This is a genomic window from bacterium, from assembly GCA_035371905.1.
GTDB lineage: Bacteria > Ratteibacteria > UBA8468 > B48-G9 > JAFGKM01 > JAMWDI01.
The window spans coordinates 1-15,549 of the sequence record DAORXQ010000034.1 but is presented as its reverse complement, the minus strand read 5'-3'; the positions used below and the strand labels follow the sequence as shown (position 1 = coordinate 15,549).

Here is a 15,549-nt window from a genome sequence, read left to right as displayed (position 1 = left end):
ACTCTGTCATTAATTAAATATATTATCTCATCAGGAATAATTTTTTTCAAGGTTTTTGCTATTTTTAAAAAAAACTTTGAATTTTCTCCTTTATATCTTAGTTGGATTATATCTGGCTTTCCTTTAATCACTTTTTCAGCAAATTTTAAAAATTCTTTTTCATTTTCTTTAAGATTAAGTATTACATATAGAGATGGAATTTTTATTTTTTTTCTTGAAATTCTGGTAATAACTTTTTTCTCTAATCGGTAAACTTCAAACCTCAAATCATGAAAAAAAGAAAAACTATCAGGATTCAGTACTTTTGAATACTCTTCAAGGACTCTTAAAGATTCTTCCACTCTGAAAAAGTTAGTTTCTATCAATCCTTTTAAATTCAATTTCTGTTTTATATCAGATGTCTTTCCTATGTCTGTCTCCACAAATCTATAACTTTTTAATTTATCAGATGGAAAATAGTATAAGAGGCCTTTTGAAAATTTATGTCTGATTTCTTTTATTTTCTTTAAAATTTCATTATCCTCACATATAAATCTTACAGATTCTTCAATAACTCTAATCCCTTCTCTGACCCTGTTAAAATTTACATCAATAATCCTTAAAATTTTCATTTATTTTCCTTATCAGATTTGTTGTTGAATATTTCTTATTTAATGGAACAATAACAACCTTTCCACCATATTTTTCAATAATATCCCTGCCAATAACTTCTTCTTCCCTGTAATCACTACCTTTTACAATAAAATTCGGTAAAATTGATTTTATCAGTTTTTCAGGTGTTTTTTCTTCAAATAAAACAATATAATCCACCATCCAGAAAGAAGACATAATTTCACACCTGCCTCTCTGGTCTATTATTGGTCTTTTTTCTCCTTTAATTTTTTTAATTGATTTATCACTATTAAGACCGACTATTAAAACATCTCCCATTGATTTTGCTTTTTTCAAAATCTTTATATGTCCTGGATGAATTATATCAAAACAACCATTTGTAAAAACAATGGTTTTACCTTCTTTCTTCAATCTTTCAGAAATTTTTTTTATTTCTTTAAGAGTTTTTATTTTACACATTTTCAAAATTCTTCCTCAATAAGATAGCAAAGCAGGTGATAGATAATTAGATGTATTTGCTGAACCTTTTCTGTTTCTTTTGACTGGATAGAGATGATAAAGTCGGATATTTTTTCAAGGGTATTTGGTGTTTTCCCTGTAAGTGAAATAACCTTCATTTTTTTTTCTTTTGCAACTTTTGCTGCTTTTATTACATTTTTAGATTCACCTGAAGTTGAAAAACAGATTAAAATATCTTTTTCTTTTCCAATTGCTTTAACCTGTTTTGAAAATATATCTTCAAAAGAGTAATCATTTCCTATACTTGTAATTACAGAAGTATCTGTCGTCAAAGAAATAAAAGGGAGTGGTTCTCTTTCTTTTTTAAATCTATTGACCATCTCACCACAAAAATGCTGACAATCAGCACTGCTTCCTCCATTACCGCATAGAAGAATTTTATTACCATTTTTTATACAATCAACAATAGTTTCAGAAATTTTTATAAGATTTTCATTAAAAGAAGGAGAGAAAACAATTTTTACAAGTTCAATGTGGTTTTTAACCTCTTTTTCCAGAAACTCAAGTTTCTTCTGGTTTTTCATTTTCCTCTTTGTTTTCAAACTCACCTATTATATTTGAAACATAGATTTCTATATTTGATATTCTTTCAATGCCAATTGTGTCCTGCAAATAACTTTTTGTTAATTCCTGAATATTGTTACATGTCTCCGGAATATTCAAACGAGAAATCAATTTTAAATTAATTTTTGTTTCAAGTCCTTTTGAAGTAACAAGTGCCTTAACCTTAATTGCTTTTATCCCATCTATCTGTTTGCTTATCGTTGAAGTTATATAGTCCTCTATTGCTTTTAGAGAAATTTTTACTTTTCCACCAGGATTATCAAAAGAAACAGATTTAGTTCTATAAACAAAATCAATCCAGTTTACTATCCACATTATCCCAATAAATAAAACCACGATTGCAAAAATTCCTACTTTAATAGAATTCTGTTCTATAAAATTTGTAAAACTATTGCATATCTCTCTGTTAGAAAAAAAGAAAAGAAGACAAAAAGTGAAAAATATACCCATTATTATATAAATTCCACCTACAATTCTACTCCATATTCTCATTTTTTCCCCTCTAATTTTTAACCTTCTTTTTATATTTTCCTTGATTTTTTAAAAATAGTCAAATTTTAAGGCGGGTTTTTTAAAATAAAAACTTTTATTTTCAAAATTTTATACTTTTAAATTGAGGCAAATAATCTTTATTTTTTTCAAACATTTCATTTACCATCTGTCTAATTTCTTTTAAAGATAAAACACTTGCAGTTAATGGGTCATAACATATTGCATGATAAACCATTTCAGGATTTCCTGTTAAAGCACCTTCTACAGCCATTTCCTCAACTGCAATATTTATATTATTTAAAGCAGCACATTGCGGAGGAATTTCACCTACATGTATATAATTAAATCCTCTTTTATTAACAAGAACTGGAACTTCTACACAGGCACCATAAGGTAGATTTGTAATAATATTTTCATTAGGAACATTTCCATTGAACACATATGGTTCCCCACCAAGATAAGCATTAATTATATAAGCAGCATATTCATGACCTCTTTCAAGATTAACAGGTTTTTCAAGCCATTTTTTTATTTCATCTTTCCATGTGTCCTCTCTTTTAAGATATTCTTTAAGTATATAAGCATATTCTCCAGGATTCCAGCCAGTTCCAGGAAGACAATATTTTCCTATCAAATCCTGCCTTTTTCTGAACCACCAGTTATATTCAGAATTATGTCCGCTTGATTCAGTAACATAATATCCAAGAGCAAGAAACATTTCATTCCTTACAATTTCCTCTTTGTAAATTTCTTCATTTTCCAGTATAACTTTTTTGATAAGTGGATATGCATCTTTGCCATCCTTTTTGTATTCAATATACCATGCCTGATGATTAATTCCTGCACAGACATAAGTAATCTGGTCCATGGTTGCTCCAATCCATTTCGCAAGCATTTCTGCTGTTCCCTGAACACTGTGACATAAACCTGTAACTTTGACTTTTGTTTTTTTCTGCATTGCCCTGCACAGCATTGACATTGGATTTGTATAATTAAGGAAGATTGTATCAGGACAGATTTCTTCAATATCCCTGCATATATCAAGCATAACAGGAATAGTCCTTAAAGCACGAAAAATTCCGGCAGGACCTCTTGTATCTCCAACACAAATATCTACTCCATATTTTTTTGGAATTTCTATATCATACCTCCATATATTAACTCCACCTGAAAGAATAGTACATAAAACAGCATCTGCTCCTTTAAGTGCTTCTCTTCTATCCATTGTTACTTCAAGTTTTGCTGGATATTTACCCTCTGCTATAATTTTCTCAACTGCTCTTTTAGAAAATTCAAGTCGTTCAGCATCTATATCCATTAAAGAAATAGTAGCATCTTTTAACAATGGAAATGTAAGTAAATCTCTTACAAGAGTTCGTGTAAAACCAAAACTACCTGCTCCAATAAAAGTAACCTTTGCCATTTTTTCTTCCAATTATTTAATTTTAATTTGTCTATTTTAACCCAATAATTTTTTCTGTGCAAGTCAATATAATATTATAAAAATTTTTATCCAAACCATCTTACTTATCCCACCTTAAAGGTGGGCAATGGAGATGATTGATACAAGCGGGTTTTAAAGGTCGGGTTTAAGAGGTGAATGTTTTTCAATAGGAATAAAAGTTAATGAGTTTTTAATATTTTGACCGGTTGATTTATAAACTTTATAATTTAACAGAAGAAGAGATTTGATTTATAGAGCGGAAAACGAGAAGATGGAAAAAACTATTAAAGTTATAAATGAACTTAAAAAGAAAGGATTGATTAATGATTATGCGATTGGAGGTGGAATTGGAGCCCTTTTTTATATTGAACCCTTTTTAACTTATGACCTTGACATTTTTGTTGTCTTAAAGGAAGAACCTGATAAAGTAATAATTGACCTTTCCAATATTTATAATTACTTGCAATCAAAAGGATATAAATGGAAAGGTGAGCATATTTTAATTGAGGGGGTGCCAGTTCAATTTATAGTTGCTGATGAACTTGAAGAAGAAGGAATTAAAAACGCCAAAAAGGTAAGATACAAAGGAATCCCTACTAAAGTGCTTTCTCCTGAATATTTAATAGCAATATTTCTGAGAACCGGACGCAAAAAGGATATTGAAAAGGTGGAAAGATTTTTTGAAGAAACAAAAATTAATAAGAGAAAGTTGAGAAATATTCTTAAAAAGTTTAATATTAAATGGGTAAAATGAGTAAAGAAATAAAAATTTGTATAAATGGAAAAGTTATAAAAAGGGAAGATATTTTTAAAAGAAAGGATATTTTTCATAAAGAACAGGCAAAACTTCCTTTTGAAAAAAAGATAGAAATTCTTGTCACACTTCAAAAAATCGCAAGAAATGTCAAAGGAAAAAAAGGTATTGTATGGAAGATTGAATAAAACAAAATTTCCCTATCCCACCTTAAAGGTGGGCAATGGAGATGATTGATACAAGCGGGTTTTGAAGGCACATACTGATTTGACAGTCAAGTTAGCAGTTAATATTTAAACAAAGTGATTTTTAGCGAAGTGTTTTTAAACAAGAAAGAATTTCTCCATAATAAACTCTGTGAAAGTCATCCTGCTTGTAATTAGAGTTTTTTATTTCTTCGGAAATAAATTCTGAAATTATATCTGTCTTTGCAATAACTCTACATTCAAAGTTTATTCTACATTCCTCAATTATGGGGGATTTTATAAACTCTGATTTTAATGGAGCTAAATTTTTCTATTTAAACTTATCATGGTTCCTACCAGAAACAGTTCCACAATAAATAACAATATCTTTCATGGATTCATCTGCAACATTCACACTGAAATCTTCTGTCTGCTCAATGAGTGAATAGGTATATCTGGAAGGTCTGACAAGAACTATAAAAACTGGTTTTCCCCAGATTTCACCCATTGCTCCCCATCCAATAGCCATTGGATTTGGTTTTCCTTTTTTATCTACAGAAACAAGCAAAACCAGCCCATTTTCAAGGGCTTCTACTGTTTCTTTTAAAACCTCTCTATAATCAATCTTTTCTTTCAATTTTAATTTCCCCTTTTTCTAAATAAATACTCATTGTCGGGAATGCAATTGAAAGTCCAAGTTCTTTAAGTTTTCTCATTATTGCAAGATTTATCCTTTCTTTTGTTTCAAGGTGTCCTTTCAATGTTGTATCAATTGTAAAATAGATAACCGTAATATCAAGAGAGGAAGAACCAAAATCACTGAATTTTACCACAATGAATTCCTTATCAACACCGGGGTCATTTTCAATTATCTTCCTTATTTCCCTGACAGCATTTTCCATCTGGTCGGCTGTTGTCTCATAGGTAAGTCCAATCGTCTGATAGACTCTTTTTTTAGGCATCCTTGACCAGTTATCTATTACTGATTCTGCAACTTTTTTATTTGGTATGGAAACAAGTGTGGCCGGCCAGGTTCTTATTCTTGTAGACCTGAAACCAATATCTTCAACAATTCCTTCAACATCTCCTATTTTAACCCAATCACCTACCATAAACGGTCTATCAAGAAAAATAAAAATTGAGCCAAAAAAATTACTAAGGGTATTCTGTAAAGCAAGAGCAACAGCAAGGCCACCTATTCCAAGACCTGCAATTAAACTTGAAACATTATATCCGAGCAATTGTAATAACCACAGAAAACAAATTATTCCAATTGTAACCTTCAGTGCTTTATTGATAAGTGGTACAAGTTGGTCATCAAGTTTTGATTCAGTTCTCTCTGTCAGACGGGAAAGGTAAACAACAATAACATCAACAAGACGGAAAAGGAGCCATAGAAATATTACAACACCCGCAATTTTTATAATTGAATAAATTATTCTTTCTGCTGTCTGAGAAACCGGTAAAACCGCTATTGCGAGAGAAAACCCAAGCAACGCTATTCCAAAACTGAATGGGCGGGAAAAAGCATTAACAATTAAATCATCCAGTTCAAACCTTGTTCTTTTTGTAATTTTTATAATTTTTGTTTCGATAATGTATTCAGAAATTTTTTTACCAGCAAACCCGAGAAGGATAAAAAGAAATGCAGTTATAAACTGCCATATTGCCACTCCCATAAACGTTTTACTCATCCAAGATGGAAAATGAGAAGACCAATTAATTTTGGGAAGCAGGTGTGTTTCTACTATTGAAGTATCTGAGGAAGCGGAAGTAAACAATGTATTCAAAAAAACGAAGTTAAACCATTTTCTCACTTTCCACCCCACAGAGTTGTTTTGAAAAAATTAACCGTTTGATTCAGAACTTCTTTTTCTGTTTCTTCAACAGTAAAAGTGTGACCACCTTTTTCAAAGATTGTAAGTTGAGAAAATCTTGACTGCTGGTGGAATTTTTTAAAATAAGCCAGAGCATGTTCAACAGGTAAAACCGTATCATCTTTACAGTGAATTATAAGCACACTTCCTTTATATTTTCCCGCAAATCGGAGAGGTTTAACCTCTTTTGTGCTTTTAATAAATTCATCACTTATATAAAGTCCTGTTCCCGGAAGATATGCCTTACCTTTTTCCTGAAGTTGTTTTTTTATTTTCCTTGTTAAACGCCTTGAAATAACAGAAGGATAAGCAACCGGCGACCAGAGGCAGAGAGAAGTGGTATTAAATTCAGAAGCGATATAGGAAGCGGTTACAGCCCCCATAGAAAGACCGAGAATTCCAATTTTTTCTTTATTCACATTTTCTAACTCTTTAATATATCTCAGTGCATTTTCTCCATCTTTCATTTCGGTGTACAGTGTCATATCTGAAAATTCCCCTTCACTATCACCCGAACCCATAAAGTCAAATCTTAAAACTGATATTTTTTCTTTACAGAGCAATCTGGCAAGTCGTGTAAATATAAAATGACTTTCACTTTTCTGACCTGTAAAACCGTGGAATAAGACAACAACCGGTGAATTTTTAAATTCTGATAAATGAAGTATTCCGATTAAATTTTTACCCTCACTTTCAAAAATTATCGGTTTTTCCATTTTTTTTTCAGAGTTCAAATTCTTTTATCTTTTTTATTATATCTTTAACTTCAACTCTGTCAAAACATTCCTTTACTTTACACAAATTCATTTTTTCCTGACTGCACGGATTACAACCTGAATTTTTAAAAAATACTTTGATATTTTGGCCCTGTGTACAGATAAAAAACGATGTGGGTCTTTATCCTCCCAATTTTTTCTTTCCACCATTCATATGATCAAACTCTGCTTGTTTAAAAATAACTCTGGCTTTTTCATATCTAAAATTGTTTAAAAGAGCAAAAAGCTCCGGTGGTAGGATTCGAACCTACAACCTTGCGGTTAACAGCCGCCCCCGCCAAACTACTTGGCGGGTCCGCCAATGTTTTAGTGGCGGATGCTCTACCGTTGAGATACGAAAGAAATATTACTTTTAGTAGATTTTTAGAAAAAGTTTACTAAATTCTTCCTTGAAAACTATATTTTTTATATACTTTCTGGAAGCATTATCTAAAAAAACTATATTACAGATATCCTAATGGAACTAACATTAAAATATCAACTTCCTCCGATATCTTAAGTAATCCTTTTATTGGTTCTGGACTTATAACTACCTATTATCTTTATTACATCCTCAAATTCCAATTTTACTTTCTTCCACAAAAAAAATTTATAAATAGCTCCGGTGGTAGGATTCGAACCTACAACCTTGCGGTTAACAGCCGCCCCCGCCAAACTACTTGGCGGGTCCGCCAATGTTTTAGTGGCGGATGCTCTACCGTTGAGATACGAAAGAAATATTACTTTTAGTAGATTTTTAGAAAAAGTTTACTAAATTCTTCCTTGAAAACTATATTTTTTATATACTTTCTGGAAGCATTATCTAAAAAAACTATATTACAGATATCCTAATGGAACTAACATTAAAATATCAACTTCCTCCGATATCTTAAGTAATCCTTTTATTGGTTCTGGACTTATAACTACCTATTATCTTTATTACATCCTCAAATTCCAATTTTACTTTCTTCCACAAAAAAAATTTATAAATAGCTCCGGTGGTAGGATTCGAACCTACAACCTTGCGGTTAACAGCCGCCTGCTCTACCGTTGAGCTACACCGGAACTATATAATTTTACCACAATTTTTTCAATTCTTCTATATTTTTTGTTTAATTTTTAAAAGTTTTATTTGAATTTTTTATTATTTTATTTAAAAATTCTCTTCCTTTGCCACTTTTAAGAAATCTCTCTCTTTTCCTTGCTTTTTCTTTTTCAGTAAATTCTTCATAATATATTAATTCAAATGGTCTATTTTGCCTACTCCACTTATTGCTTCCTCTATTATGTTCCTTTAATCTCTCTACTGGATTTTTAGATGTAAAACCTACATACCTTCTACTATTTTTAAAGCTTTTTATCACATATACATAATACATTTTCAATAGTTAACAGCCGCCCCCGCCAAACTACTTGGCGGGTCCGCCAATGTTTTAGTGGCGGATGCTCTACCGTTGAGCTACACCGGAACACTATTTTATTTTACTATTTTTAAAAATTTTTATCAAGTTTTTATAAAAATAAATAAGGGATTTTTAGAAAATTGTCAAGATTTCAGAAGTTAGACAAGGCTAAGGTATTCTTTTGGAAAAATATTGTCAAGACCTAAAATGCAGTAAGGGTCAAATATTTTTTTTATTTTTACCATATCTAAAATTCCATCCCTTCCATACATTATTTCAAGATATTTATGTTTTAATTTACCTATTCCGTGTTCAGCAAAACCAGTTCCACCAAGATAAACAGCTTTTTTTACTGATTCTTCATAAATTTTATATGCTCTCTCTTTTTGTTTTTCATCAACTGGAAAAAGATTAAAATGTAGATGGTTTTCTCCTATATGTCCAAAAAGTATTGTATGAATATCTTTGTTTTCTTCCATAATTTTTCTGTAAAATCTATAAAAGTTTTCAAATTTATCCTCTGGAACTGCTGCATCAACCGCAATTTTTATACTTCCTATTTTTTTAAAATAAGCATTAACATTTTCAGGAAGTTTATGTCTGAAATCAATGAGTTTTTTATAGTTTGTAATGTCCTCTCCTATTACTGTATCTAAAACTCCAATTTTTTCTGCTATTTCAATCCATTTTTCCATTTTTTCTGTATCATTTGTTGCTTCAATGTAAATAGCACATGTATCTTCAGGTATAAAGTTAAAGTCATCTTTCAAAAAAAGAAGAGATTTTTTATCAAAAAATTCAAATGAAAAAATTTCAAGTTCATCTTTCCTTTCTTTTATCTCCCTTACGATTTCTGGAATATTCTCTTCGTCTTTTAAAAATAAAATCATAATAAATCTCGGCGGTAAGTTTTCAATTAGGGATACATCTACTTCTGTAATTATTCCGAGAGTACCCTCTGAACCAATAATTAAATCAATACCATCCATCCCATCTTTTGAATAATAACCTGCAGAGCATTTAACATCAGGGGTTCTATAAGATGGCAGAGGTACTTTAAAAATTCCATAATCAATAAATCCATCCTTTTCAAAAATTTCTCCTCTTTTTATTTCAATAATATCACAGGAAGTAAGTACCATTTTTATTCTTTTTACATATTTTCTTGTTGGTCCAAATTTAAAACTGTATTCACCTGAAGCATTTGTTGAAACGTTCCCACCAATAAAAGCAGTTCTTTCTGTGGGAAATGGAGGATAAAAAAGCCCTTCCTTTTCAATTTCTTTTAAAAAATTATCAACAATTACACCTGCCTGCAAAGTCGCAATTTTTTTTTCTTTATTTATATCAATTATTTTATTAAAACTTTCGGTTGAAATTATATATCCAGAAACAGGAATTCTTCCTGCAACTGTTCCTGTCCCTCCCCCTGAAACTGTTATAGGAACTCTTTCTTTTCTGCATATCTCAAGAATCTCAAAAATTTCATTTTCTGTTTCAGGAATATATACTTTATCTGCTTTACCTTTTCTAAAATTAGAAGAATCTTCAAGATAGGAAATAATCTCATCAAAATTTTCTTTTATCTTCATTTTATTCCAATTAATTTTATTTCATTTTTCATACATTCTTCTACAACTTTATCTTTTTCAAGTATAATCGTTTTGTCTGACTTAACAGCAATAATTTTTCCACCTGCCATTTTCATATTTTTTACTGTTTCCATCCCTATTGTCGGTAAATCAAATCTTGTATCTTTATCTTCATTGCAACCTTTTACAAAAACAAAATCTTTACAGTATTTCCCTATTCTTTTTATCAGTTCATCTGTTCCTTCTATTCCTTCAACTCCAAGAATCATACCGTTTTTCACTATAACTGACTGTCCTATTCTGTGTTTTAAAATATCTTCAAGAACAGAAAGACCTGTTTTTACATCCTCCATTTCTTCATCTGTAAGCGGGAATGTATAAACTTTATTCTCTGCAATTTCATCTATAAAAACATCTGTCTGAGGAATTATTTTAAGTCCATAAGATTCAAGAAAATCAGCAATTTTTTTCATGGTATCCTCTGGTTTCAATTTTCCTATTTGAGATAGAAGATTTTTTGCTGTTGGATGTAAATTTTCAAAAACTAAATTCGCCTTAACCTTTCCTGCAAAAAAAATGAGTTTAATATTGTTTTTCTTCAAAAATTCAAAAAATAAAGGGACATTTGCATCTTTTACAATAAATGAATCATTAAATTTTTCTGATTCTGAAAAGGAAAAGGGGAATAAATTATATTTTTCTTTTAATTTTAAAAATGAATATTCAGAAAAAAAATCATCACTTACCAGAATTGCAAGATTTTCTTTCATTTATTCTCTTTCTTTTGCAATTCCTCTTTCAGATGTCTTTATAAATTCAATTATATCTTTTATTTCTTCACAATTGTTTATTTCTTCAAGTTTTTCCAATGCATCAGAAGTATTCAATCCAGACCTGAAAATAATTTTGTATGCTTTTTCCAGAATTTCTATTTTCTCCTTTGGGAAATTTCTTCTTCTAAGTCCGACAACATTTATTCCACAGGGTTTTGCAGGATGACCATCTGCTATAATATAAGGTAATATATCCATTGTAACTTTTGAAGCACCACCTATTATTGAGTGTTTGCCTATTTTACAGAATTGATGAACACCTGTAAGTCCACCTATAATGGCATAGTCATCAACTATTACATGTCCTGCTAAAGCAGCATAATTTGCCATTATAACATTATTTTTGATTATACAGTTATGAGCAATATGACAGTAAGCCATTATTAAATTATTGTCTCCAATTCTGGTTTCTTCTCCTTTTGAAGTTCCAGGATTTATTGTTACAAATTCTCTTATTGTATTGTTTTTGCCGATTCTTAAATATGTTATCTCTCCTTTATATTTCAAATCCTGTGGTATACTTCCAACTATTGCTCCTGTAAAAATTCTGTTATTTTCTCCTATTTCTGTATAACCCTGAATGTGAACAAAAGGACCTATTACACATCCATTTCTGATTTTAACATTTCCTTCAATAATTGCATAAGGACCTATTTCAACATCTTCACCAATTTCAACCTCTGGTGATATAATTGCTGTTGGATGGATTCTTTTCATTTTATGGCTCAACCACTGTAAACATTAAAAGTGCTTCTGCGGCAATTTTACCATCTACATAAGCCCTGCCCTGAATCTGCCCAACCTTACTCTTTAATTTTACAACCTCAACTTCAAGAATTAACTGGTCTCCCGGTCTTACTGTCCTTCTAAATTTTACTCTATCAACACTCATAAAATAGGCAAGTTTCCCTTTATTTTCTTCTTTACTTAACATCAGAACACCACCAACCTGCGCCATCGCTTCAATTATTAAAACACCGGGCATAATAGGTTTACCAGGGAAATGTCCTTCAAAAAACCATTCATTTATGGTGACATTTTTTATACCAACTGCTTTATTTTCGTTAATTTCCAGTATTTTATCAATGAGTAAGAAAGGATATCTATGAGGAATTACTTTTTCTATATCTTCAATTTCAAGTTGAGTACTTGAAACGGTAGCATAAACAGGAGAAGCAACTCCACTTATTTTTTCTTTTCTTATAAGTTCTTTTATTTTTCTTATTAATTTTGTATTTATTGAATGACCACTCTTAATTCCGATAATATGTGCAAAAAGATATTTCCCAAGCAAGGCAATATCTCCTATCAGGTCAGAAATTTTATGTCTTACCGGTTCATCCTGAAATCGGAATTCGTTGTTTATAACTTTATCTTTATCAATAATTAGTGTATTTTGATATGTAGAACCTTTACCCAGTCCCATATTTCTCAATACATCAATTTCTTCTTTAAGACAAAAGGTCCTTGCAGGAGATATTTCTTTTTCATAGATTTCTGGATTAATAACAAATGAGGCGAATTGAGAATTTATAAGAGTATTTGGATAATCAAGTGTATAGGAAATCCTGAATTCCTTAGATGGAAGAGCAATTATATGAGAACTGTTTTCTGAAATGTAAATTGGCTCCTTTAAATAAAATACATCTTTTTCTTCCTGATATTCCCTTATTCCTCCCTTTTTTATCAAATCAACAAATCCAACACAACTTCCATCAAGACCGGGACACTCACTTCCATAAATTTCAACAAAAATATTATCAATCTCCATGGCATAAAGTGCTGAAAGTAAATGTTCTATTGTATGGATTTGAAGTTTTTCATTACCAATTGATGTTCTTCTTGGGAATTTGTTTGTATCAAGGAGATTTTCTATATCAACTTTTATTGGTTCACTATCTTCTATGTCTTTTCTTATAAATATAATACCTGTATTTGGTGGAGCAGGTTTTAAAATAATCCTGCTTTTTTCACCTGTATGGAGTCCCACCCCATCAATACCCACTTCTTTTTCAATCGTTTTCTGAAATTTATCCATTTTTCTTTTCTAATTTTTCAATTTTTTCTTCAAGTTCTTTGATTTTCTCTATTAATTCAGGAATCTTTCTCATATATGCCTGAAATCTCATATCTTCCCATTTTTCTCTTGCAGGAAAACCTGTAACATGGGTATTTGGAGGAACATTTTTTGTAACCCCTGCTTTACCTCCTATTACTGCATTATCTCCAACTGTTATATGCCCTATTATACCTGCCTGACCTGCAATTATTACATTTTTACCTATTACAGTACTTCCAGAAATACCCACCTGAGCAACAATGATTGAATTATCACCTATATAAACATTATGGGCAATCTGGACAAGGTTATCTATTTTCACTCCATTTCCTATGTATGTCTTATCAAATCTTGCTCTATCAATTGTAACATTTGAACCAATTTCAACATCATCGCCTATTTCAACAGTTCCTATTTGAGGAATTTTATGATGAACTCCTTTGACTGTTGCAAAACCAAATCCATCTCCACCTATAACTGTTCCAGGATGTATTATGACTCTATTCCCTATTTTAATCCTTTCTCTTATAACAACTTTTGGATAAATCAAACAATCATAGCCAATTTCTGTATAATGTCCGATGTAAACACCTGCTCCGATTACAGTTCTATCACCTATTTTTACATAATCCTCTATTACTGCATAGGGTTGAATTGATACATCCTTTCCAAGAAAAACATTTTTTCCTATTATTGCTGTTGGATGGATACCAGAAGGAAAAACTATAGGTTCTGGACCTACAAGAGACATAATTTTTGCAAAAGCAATTGAAGGATTTTCTACCTGAATTAAAGTTGTACTTACAGAATTATTTATATCAGGTCCAACTATTACAGCAGATGCCTTTGTCGTGTAAAGAAGATTTTTATATTTTTTGTTTGCTATAAAAGTTAAATCCCCTTGTTTTGCTTCTTTTATACCGGAAACACCTGTAATAGTTATATTTTCATCACCTATAACTTTTCCATCTATTATTTTTGCAACTTCTTTAGCTTTCATATTCATTTTTTATTTATGAGTTTTATAACTTCATCAGTTAAATCAACCGCACTTTCTCCGTAAAGAATCAATCTTGAGTCAACTACCATAGAAAAACCATTCTTCTTTGCATAGTCAGCTATTGCTTTTTTGATATCTTCAAATATCTGATTTTCAAGTTCTTTTCCCCTATCATCAAGTTTTTGCTTTGTTTCCATCCATTTCTTTGATAATTCCTGTACTTTTGCCTTTATCTCATTCTCCTTTTTTGTCTGCTCTTCCGGTTTCATCATGCTTTTCTTTTTTTCATAATCCTCCTGCATTTTTTTTACTTCATCCTGCAATTTGTCAAGATTTTTCTGTGCTTCGTCAATCTCCTTCTTAAACTTCTCTTCTGTTTTCTTTGCTTCATCATAATTATCAAAAACCTTCTTAATATCCACATATCCTATTTTCCCGCTCTGAGCCAGCAATCCCATACACATAAAACCCAAAAAAACTAAAATCTTTTTCACTTTACTTTCCTCCTTTCTTTTTAAAAACCAAAACTCATTCCTATATGAATTCTGCCTTTCGGTTCTCCTTCTTCAGCATCAAGTGCATAACCGTAATATATTTCAACTGGAGCGTTGAAAAATGGAATATTTACTCTTATTCCCGCTCCTATACCTTTCTTTAAATTACTAAAACTCCAGTCCTTATCTACATTACCTATATCAAAAAAACCTATTCCATATAAAACGTCTTTATATAAAGGATACATCATTTCAAAATTTTGTGCAAAAATAAATTTTCCTCCCAGATAATGAACAACTCCTTCTGAATCTATTTCTTTTGGTCCTAAACTTCTCTCTACATAACCTCTGACTGTTCCAATCCCTCCTCCAAAAAATCTTTCGTAAATTGGTATTTCGTCATAATCTTTATTTATATATCCAACCATTGTCTTACTGTGAAATATAAAATTTTTCAATGGATAATAAAAATTATTTTCCAAGGTTGTTTTTGTAAAATCAATATCTCCTCCAAGTCCTGCATATTCTAAAGACAACCTAACTTTATCTCCTTTTGTTGGGAACATGTCACTATCAAGATTAGAATATGTAAGATATGTTGTAATACTATTTTTTCTCTTTTTGCCCTCCTGAGAAATTATAGAGGGTATTTGTATGTCATAAAGGTTTACATTTTCACTCAATAATTTAAATCCAAGATTAAAATTTTCCCATTTTCTGCCAATCCGCAGATCAAAACCAGTAGAAGTTGTATCCCAGTCATCCCAGTTTCTTTCCAATCTGTAAATATCAGGTCCGATATAAATGGGTCTATCAAATAAATATGGTTCTGTAAAACTGAACATGTAATTTTTTGCAACTGTACCTATTTCAAAAGATAAAGAAATTTTCTGTCCGCCTCCAATAAATTTTGGAGGATTTGTTATGTCAAAATTCGTCTGCTGAATGCTTACCATACCCACAAAT

18 protein-coding genes and 1 tRNA gene are annotated in these 15,549 nt (G+C 30.8%); 2 read left to right on the top strand and 17 right to left on the bottom strand.

Features of this window, described 5'->3' with window-relative positions; genetic code table 11:
• From PKV21_05170 to melA, 5 genes are all read right to left on the bottom strand, one after another.
• Positions 1-611, bottom strand: a 611-nt coding sequence (locus tag PKV21_05170) for a thiamine phosphate synthase (GenBank protein ID HOM26879.1), incomplete at its 3' end; no start/stop codon positions are given.
• Positions 589-1,071 carry a D-glycero-beta-D-manno-heptose 1-phosphate adenylyltransferase gene (rfaE2, locus tag PKV21_05165; GenBank protein HOM26878.1) on the bottom strand — a complete coding sequence of 161 codons (483 nt, stop codon included), beginning with the start codon at positions 1,069-1,071 and terminating at the stop codon, positions 589-591. The genes PKV21_05170 and rfaE2, both read right to left, overlap by 23 nt.
• A 2-nt stretch (positions 1,072-1,073) precedes the next feature.
• A complete protein-coding gene (locus tag PKV21_05160) occupies positions 1,074-1,655 on the bottom strand; it encodes an SIS domain-containing protein (protein HOM26877.1) in 582 nt (193 codons plus the stop codon).
• A complete protein-coding gene (gene amaP / locus PKV21_05155; GenBank protein HOM26876.1) occupies positions 1,633-2,187 on the bottom strand; it encodes an alkaline shock response membrane anchor protein AmaP in 555 nt (184 codons plus the stop codon). Before amaP ends, PKV21_05160 begins: the two co-directional genes overlap by 23 nt.
• 100 nt (positions 2,188-2,287) lie before the next feature.
• The gene (gene melA, locus PKV21_05150; protein ID HOM26875.1) at positions 2,288-3,610 is read right to left on the bottom strand and encodes an alpha-galactosidase; all 1,323 of its coding nucleotides are present in this window, start codon (positions 3,608-3,610) and stop codon (positions 2,288-2,290) included.
• Between the two features lie 292 nt (positions 3,611-3,902).
• On the opposite strand from melA, the gene PKV21_05145 reads away from it, so the two are divergent.
• Together PKV21_05145 and PKV21_05140 are read left to right on the top strand one after the other, a co-directional pair.
• Positions 3,903-4,385 carry a hypothetical protein gene (locus PKV21_05145; GenBank protein ID HOM26874.1) on the top strand — a complete coding sequence of 161 codons (483 nt, stop codon included), beginning with the start codon at positions 3,903-3,905 and terminating at the stop codon, positions 4,383-4,385.
• Entirely contained in the window at positions 4,382-4,573 is a 192-nt protein-coding gene (locus tag PKV21_05140; protein ID HOM26873.1) for a hypothetical protein, read from the top strand. Before PKV21_05145 ends, PKV21_05140 begins: the two co-directional genes overlap by 4 nt.
• Positions 4,574-4,901: 328 nt before the next feature.
• On the opposite strand, the gene PKV21_05135 is transcribed toward PKV21_05140, so the two are convergent.
• From PKV21_05135 to PKV21_05080, 12 genes are all read right to left on the bottom strand, one after another.
• A complete protein-coding gene (locus tag PKV21_05135) occupies positions 4,902-5,207 on the bottom strand; it encodes a flavin reductase (protein ID HOM26872.1) in 306 nt (101 codons plus the stop codon).
• A complete protein-coding gene (locus tag PKV21_05130; GenBank protein HOM26871.1) occupies positions 5,191-6,264 on the bottom strand; it encodes a mechanosensitive ion channel family protein in 1,074 nt (357 codons plus the stop codon). Before PKV21_05130 ends, PKV21_05135 begins: the two co-directional genes overlap by 17 nt.
• A 119-nt stretch (positions 6,265-6,383) precedes the next feature.
• A complete protein-coding gene (locus PKV21_05125) occupies positions 6,384-7,163 on the bottom strand; it encodes an alpha/beta hydrolase (GenBank protein ID HOM26870.1) in 780 nt (259 codons plus the stop codon).
• A 1,032-nt stretch (positions 7,164-8,195) separates the two neighbouring features.
• Positions 8,196-8,267, bottom strand: a tRNA-Asn gene (locus PKV21_05120).
• 47 nt (positions 8,268-8,314) lie between these two features.
• A complete protein-coding gene (locus PKV21_05115) occupies positions 8,315-8,581 on the bottom strand; it encodes a GIY-YIG nuclease family protein (protein ID HOM26869.1) in 267 nt (88 codons plus the stop codon).
• Between the two features lie 182 nt (positions 8,582-8,763).
• Entirely contained in the window at positions 8,764-10,197 is a 1,434-nt protein-coding gene (locus PKV21_05110; protein HOM26868.1) for an FAD-binding oxidoreductase, read from the bottom strand.
• A complete protein-coding gene (lpxI, locus tag PKV21_05105) occupies positions 10,194-10,967 on the bottom strand; it encodes a UDP-2,3-diacylglucosamine diphosphatase LpxI (protein HOM26867.1) in 774 nt (257 codons plus the stop codon). Before lpxI ends, PKV21_05110 begins: the two co-directional genes overlap by 4 nt.
• Positions 10,968-11,747 (bottom strand): acyl-ACP--UDP-N-acetylglucosamine O-acyltransferase, encoded by a 780-nt coding sequence (gene lpxA / locus PKV21_05100; protein ID HOM26866.1) that lies wholly within the window; start codon positions 11,745-11,747, stop codon positions 10,968-10,970.
• 1 nt (position 11,748) lies between these two features.
• Positions 11,749-13,068 (bottom strand): bifunctional UDP-3-O-[3-hydroxymyristoyl] N-acetylglucosamine deacetylase/3-hydroxyacyl-ACP dehydratase, encoded by a 1,320-nt coding sequence (locus tag PKV21_05095; GenBank protein HOM26865.1) that lies wholly within the window; start codon positions 13,066-13,068, stop codon positions 11,749-11,751.
• Positions 13,061-14,089, bottom strand: a complete 1,029-nt coding sequence (lpxD, locus tag PKV21_05090; GenBank protein ID HOM26864.1) for a UDP-3-O-(3-hydroxymyristoyl)glucosamine N-acyltransferase — start codon at positions 14,087-14,089, stop codon at positions 13,061-13,063. Before lpxD ends, PKV21_05095 begins: the two co-directional genes overlap by 8 nt.
• Positions 14,090-14,091: 2 nt before the next feature.
• On the bottom strand, positions 14,092-14,583 hold the full coding sequence (locus PKV21_05085) for an OmpH family outer membrane protein (GenBank protein ID HOM26863.1): 492 nt from the start codon (positions 14,581-14,583) through the stop codon (positions 14,092-14,094).
• Positions 14,584-14,603: 20 nt separating this feature from the next.
• Positions 14,604-15,549: BamA/TamA family outer membrane protein (locus tag PKV21_05080; protein HOM26862.1), on the bottom strand; the 946-nt coding region annotated here is incomplete at its 5' end.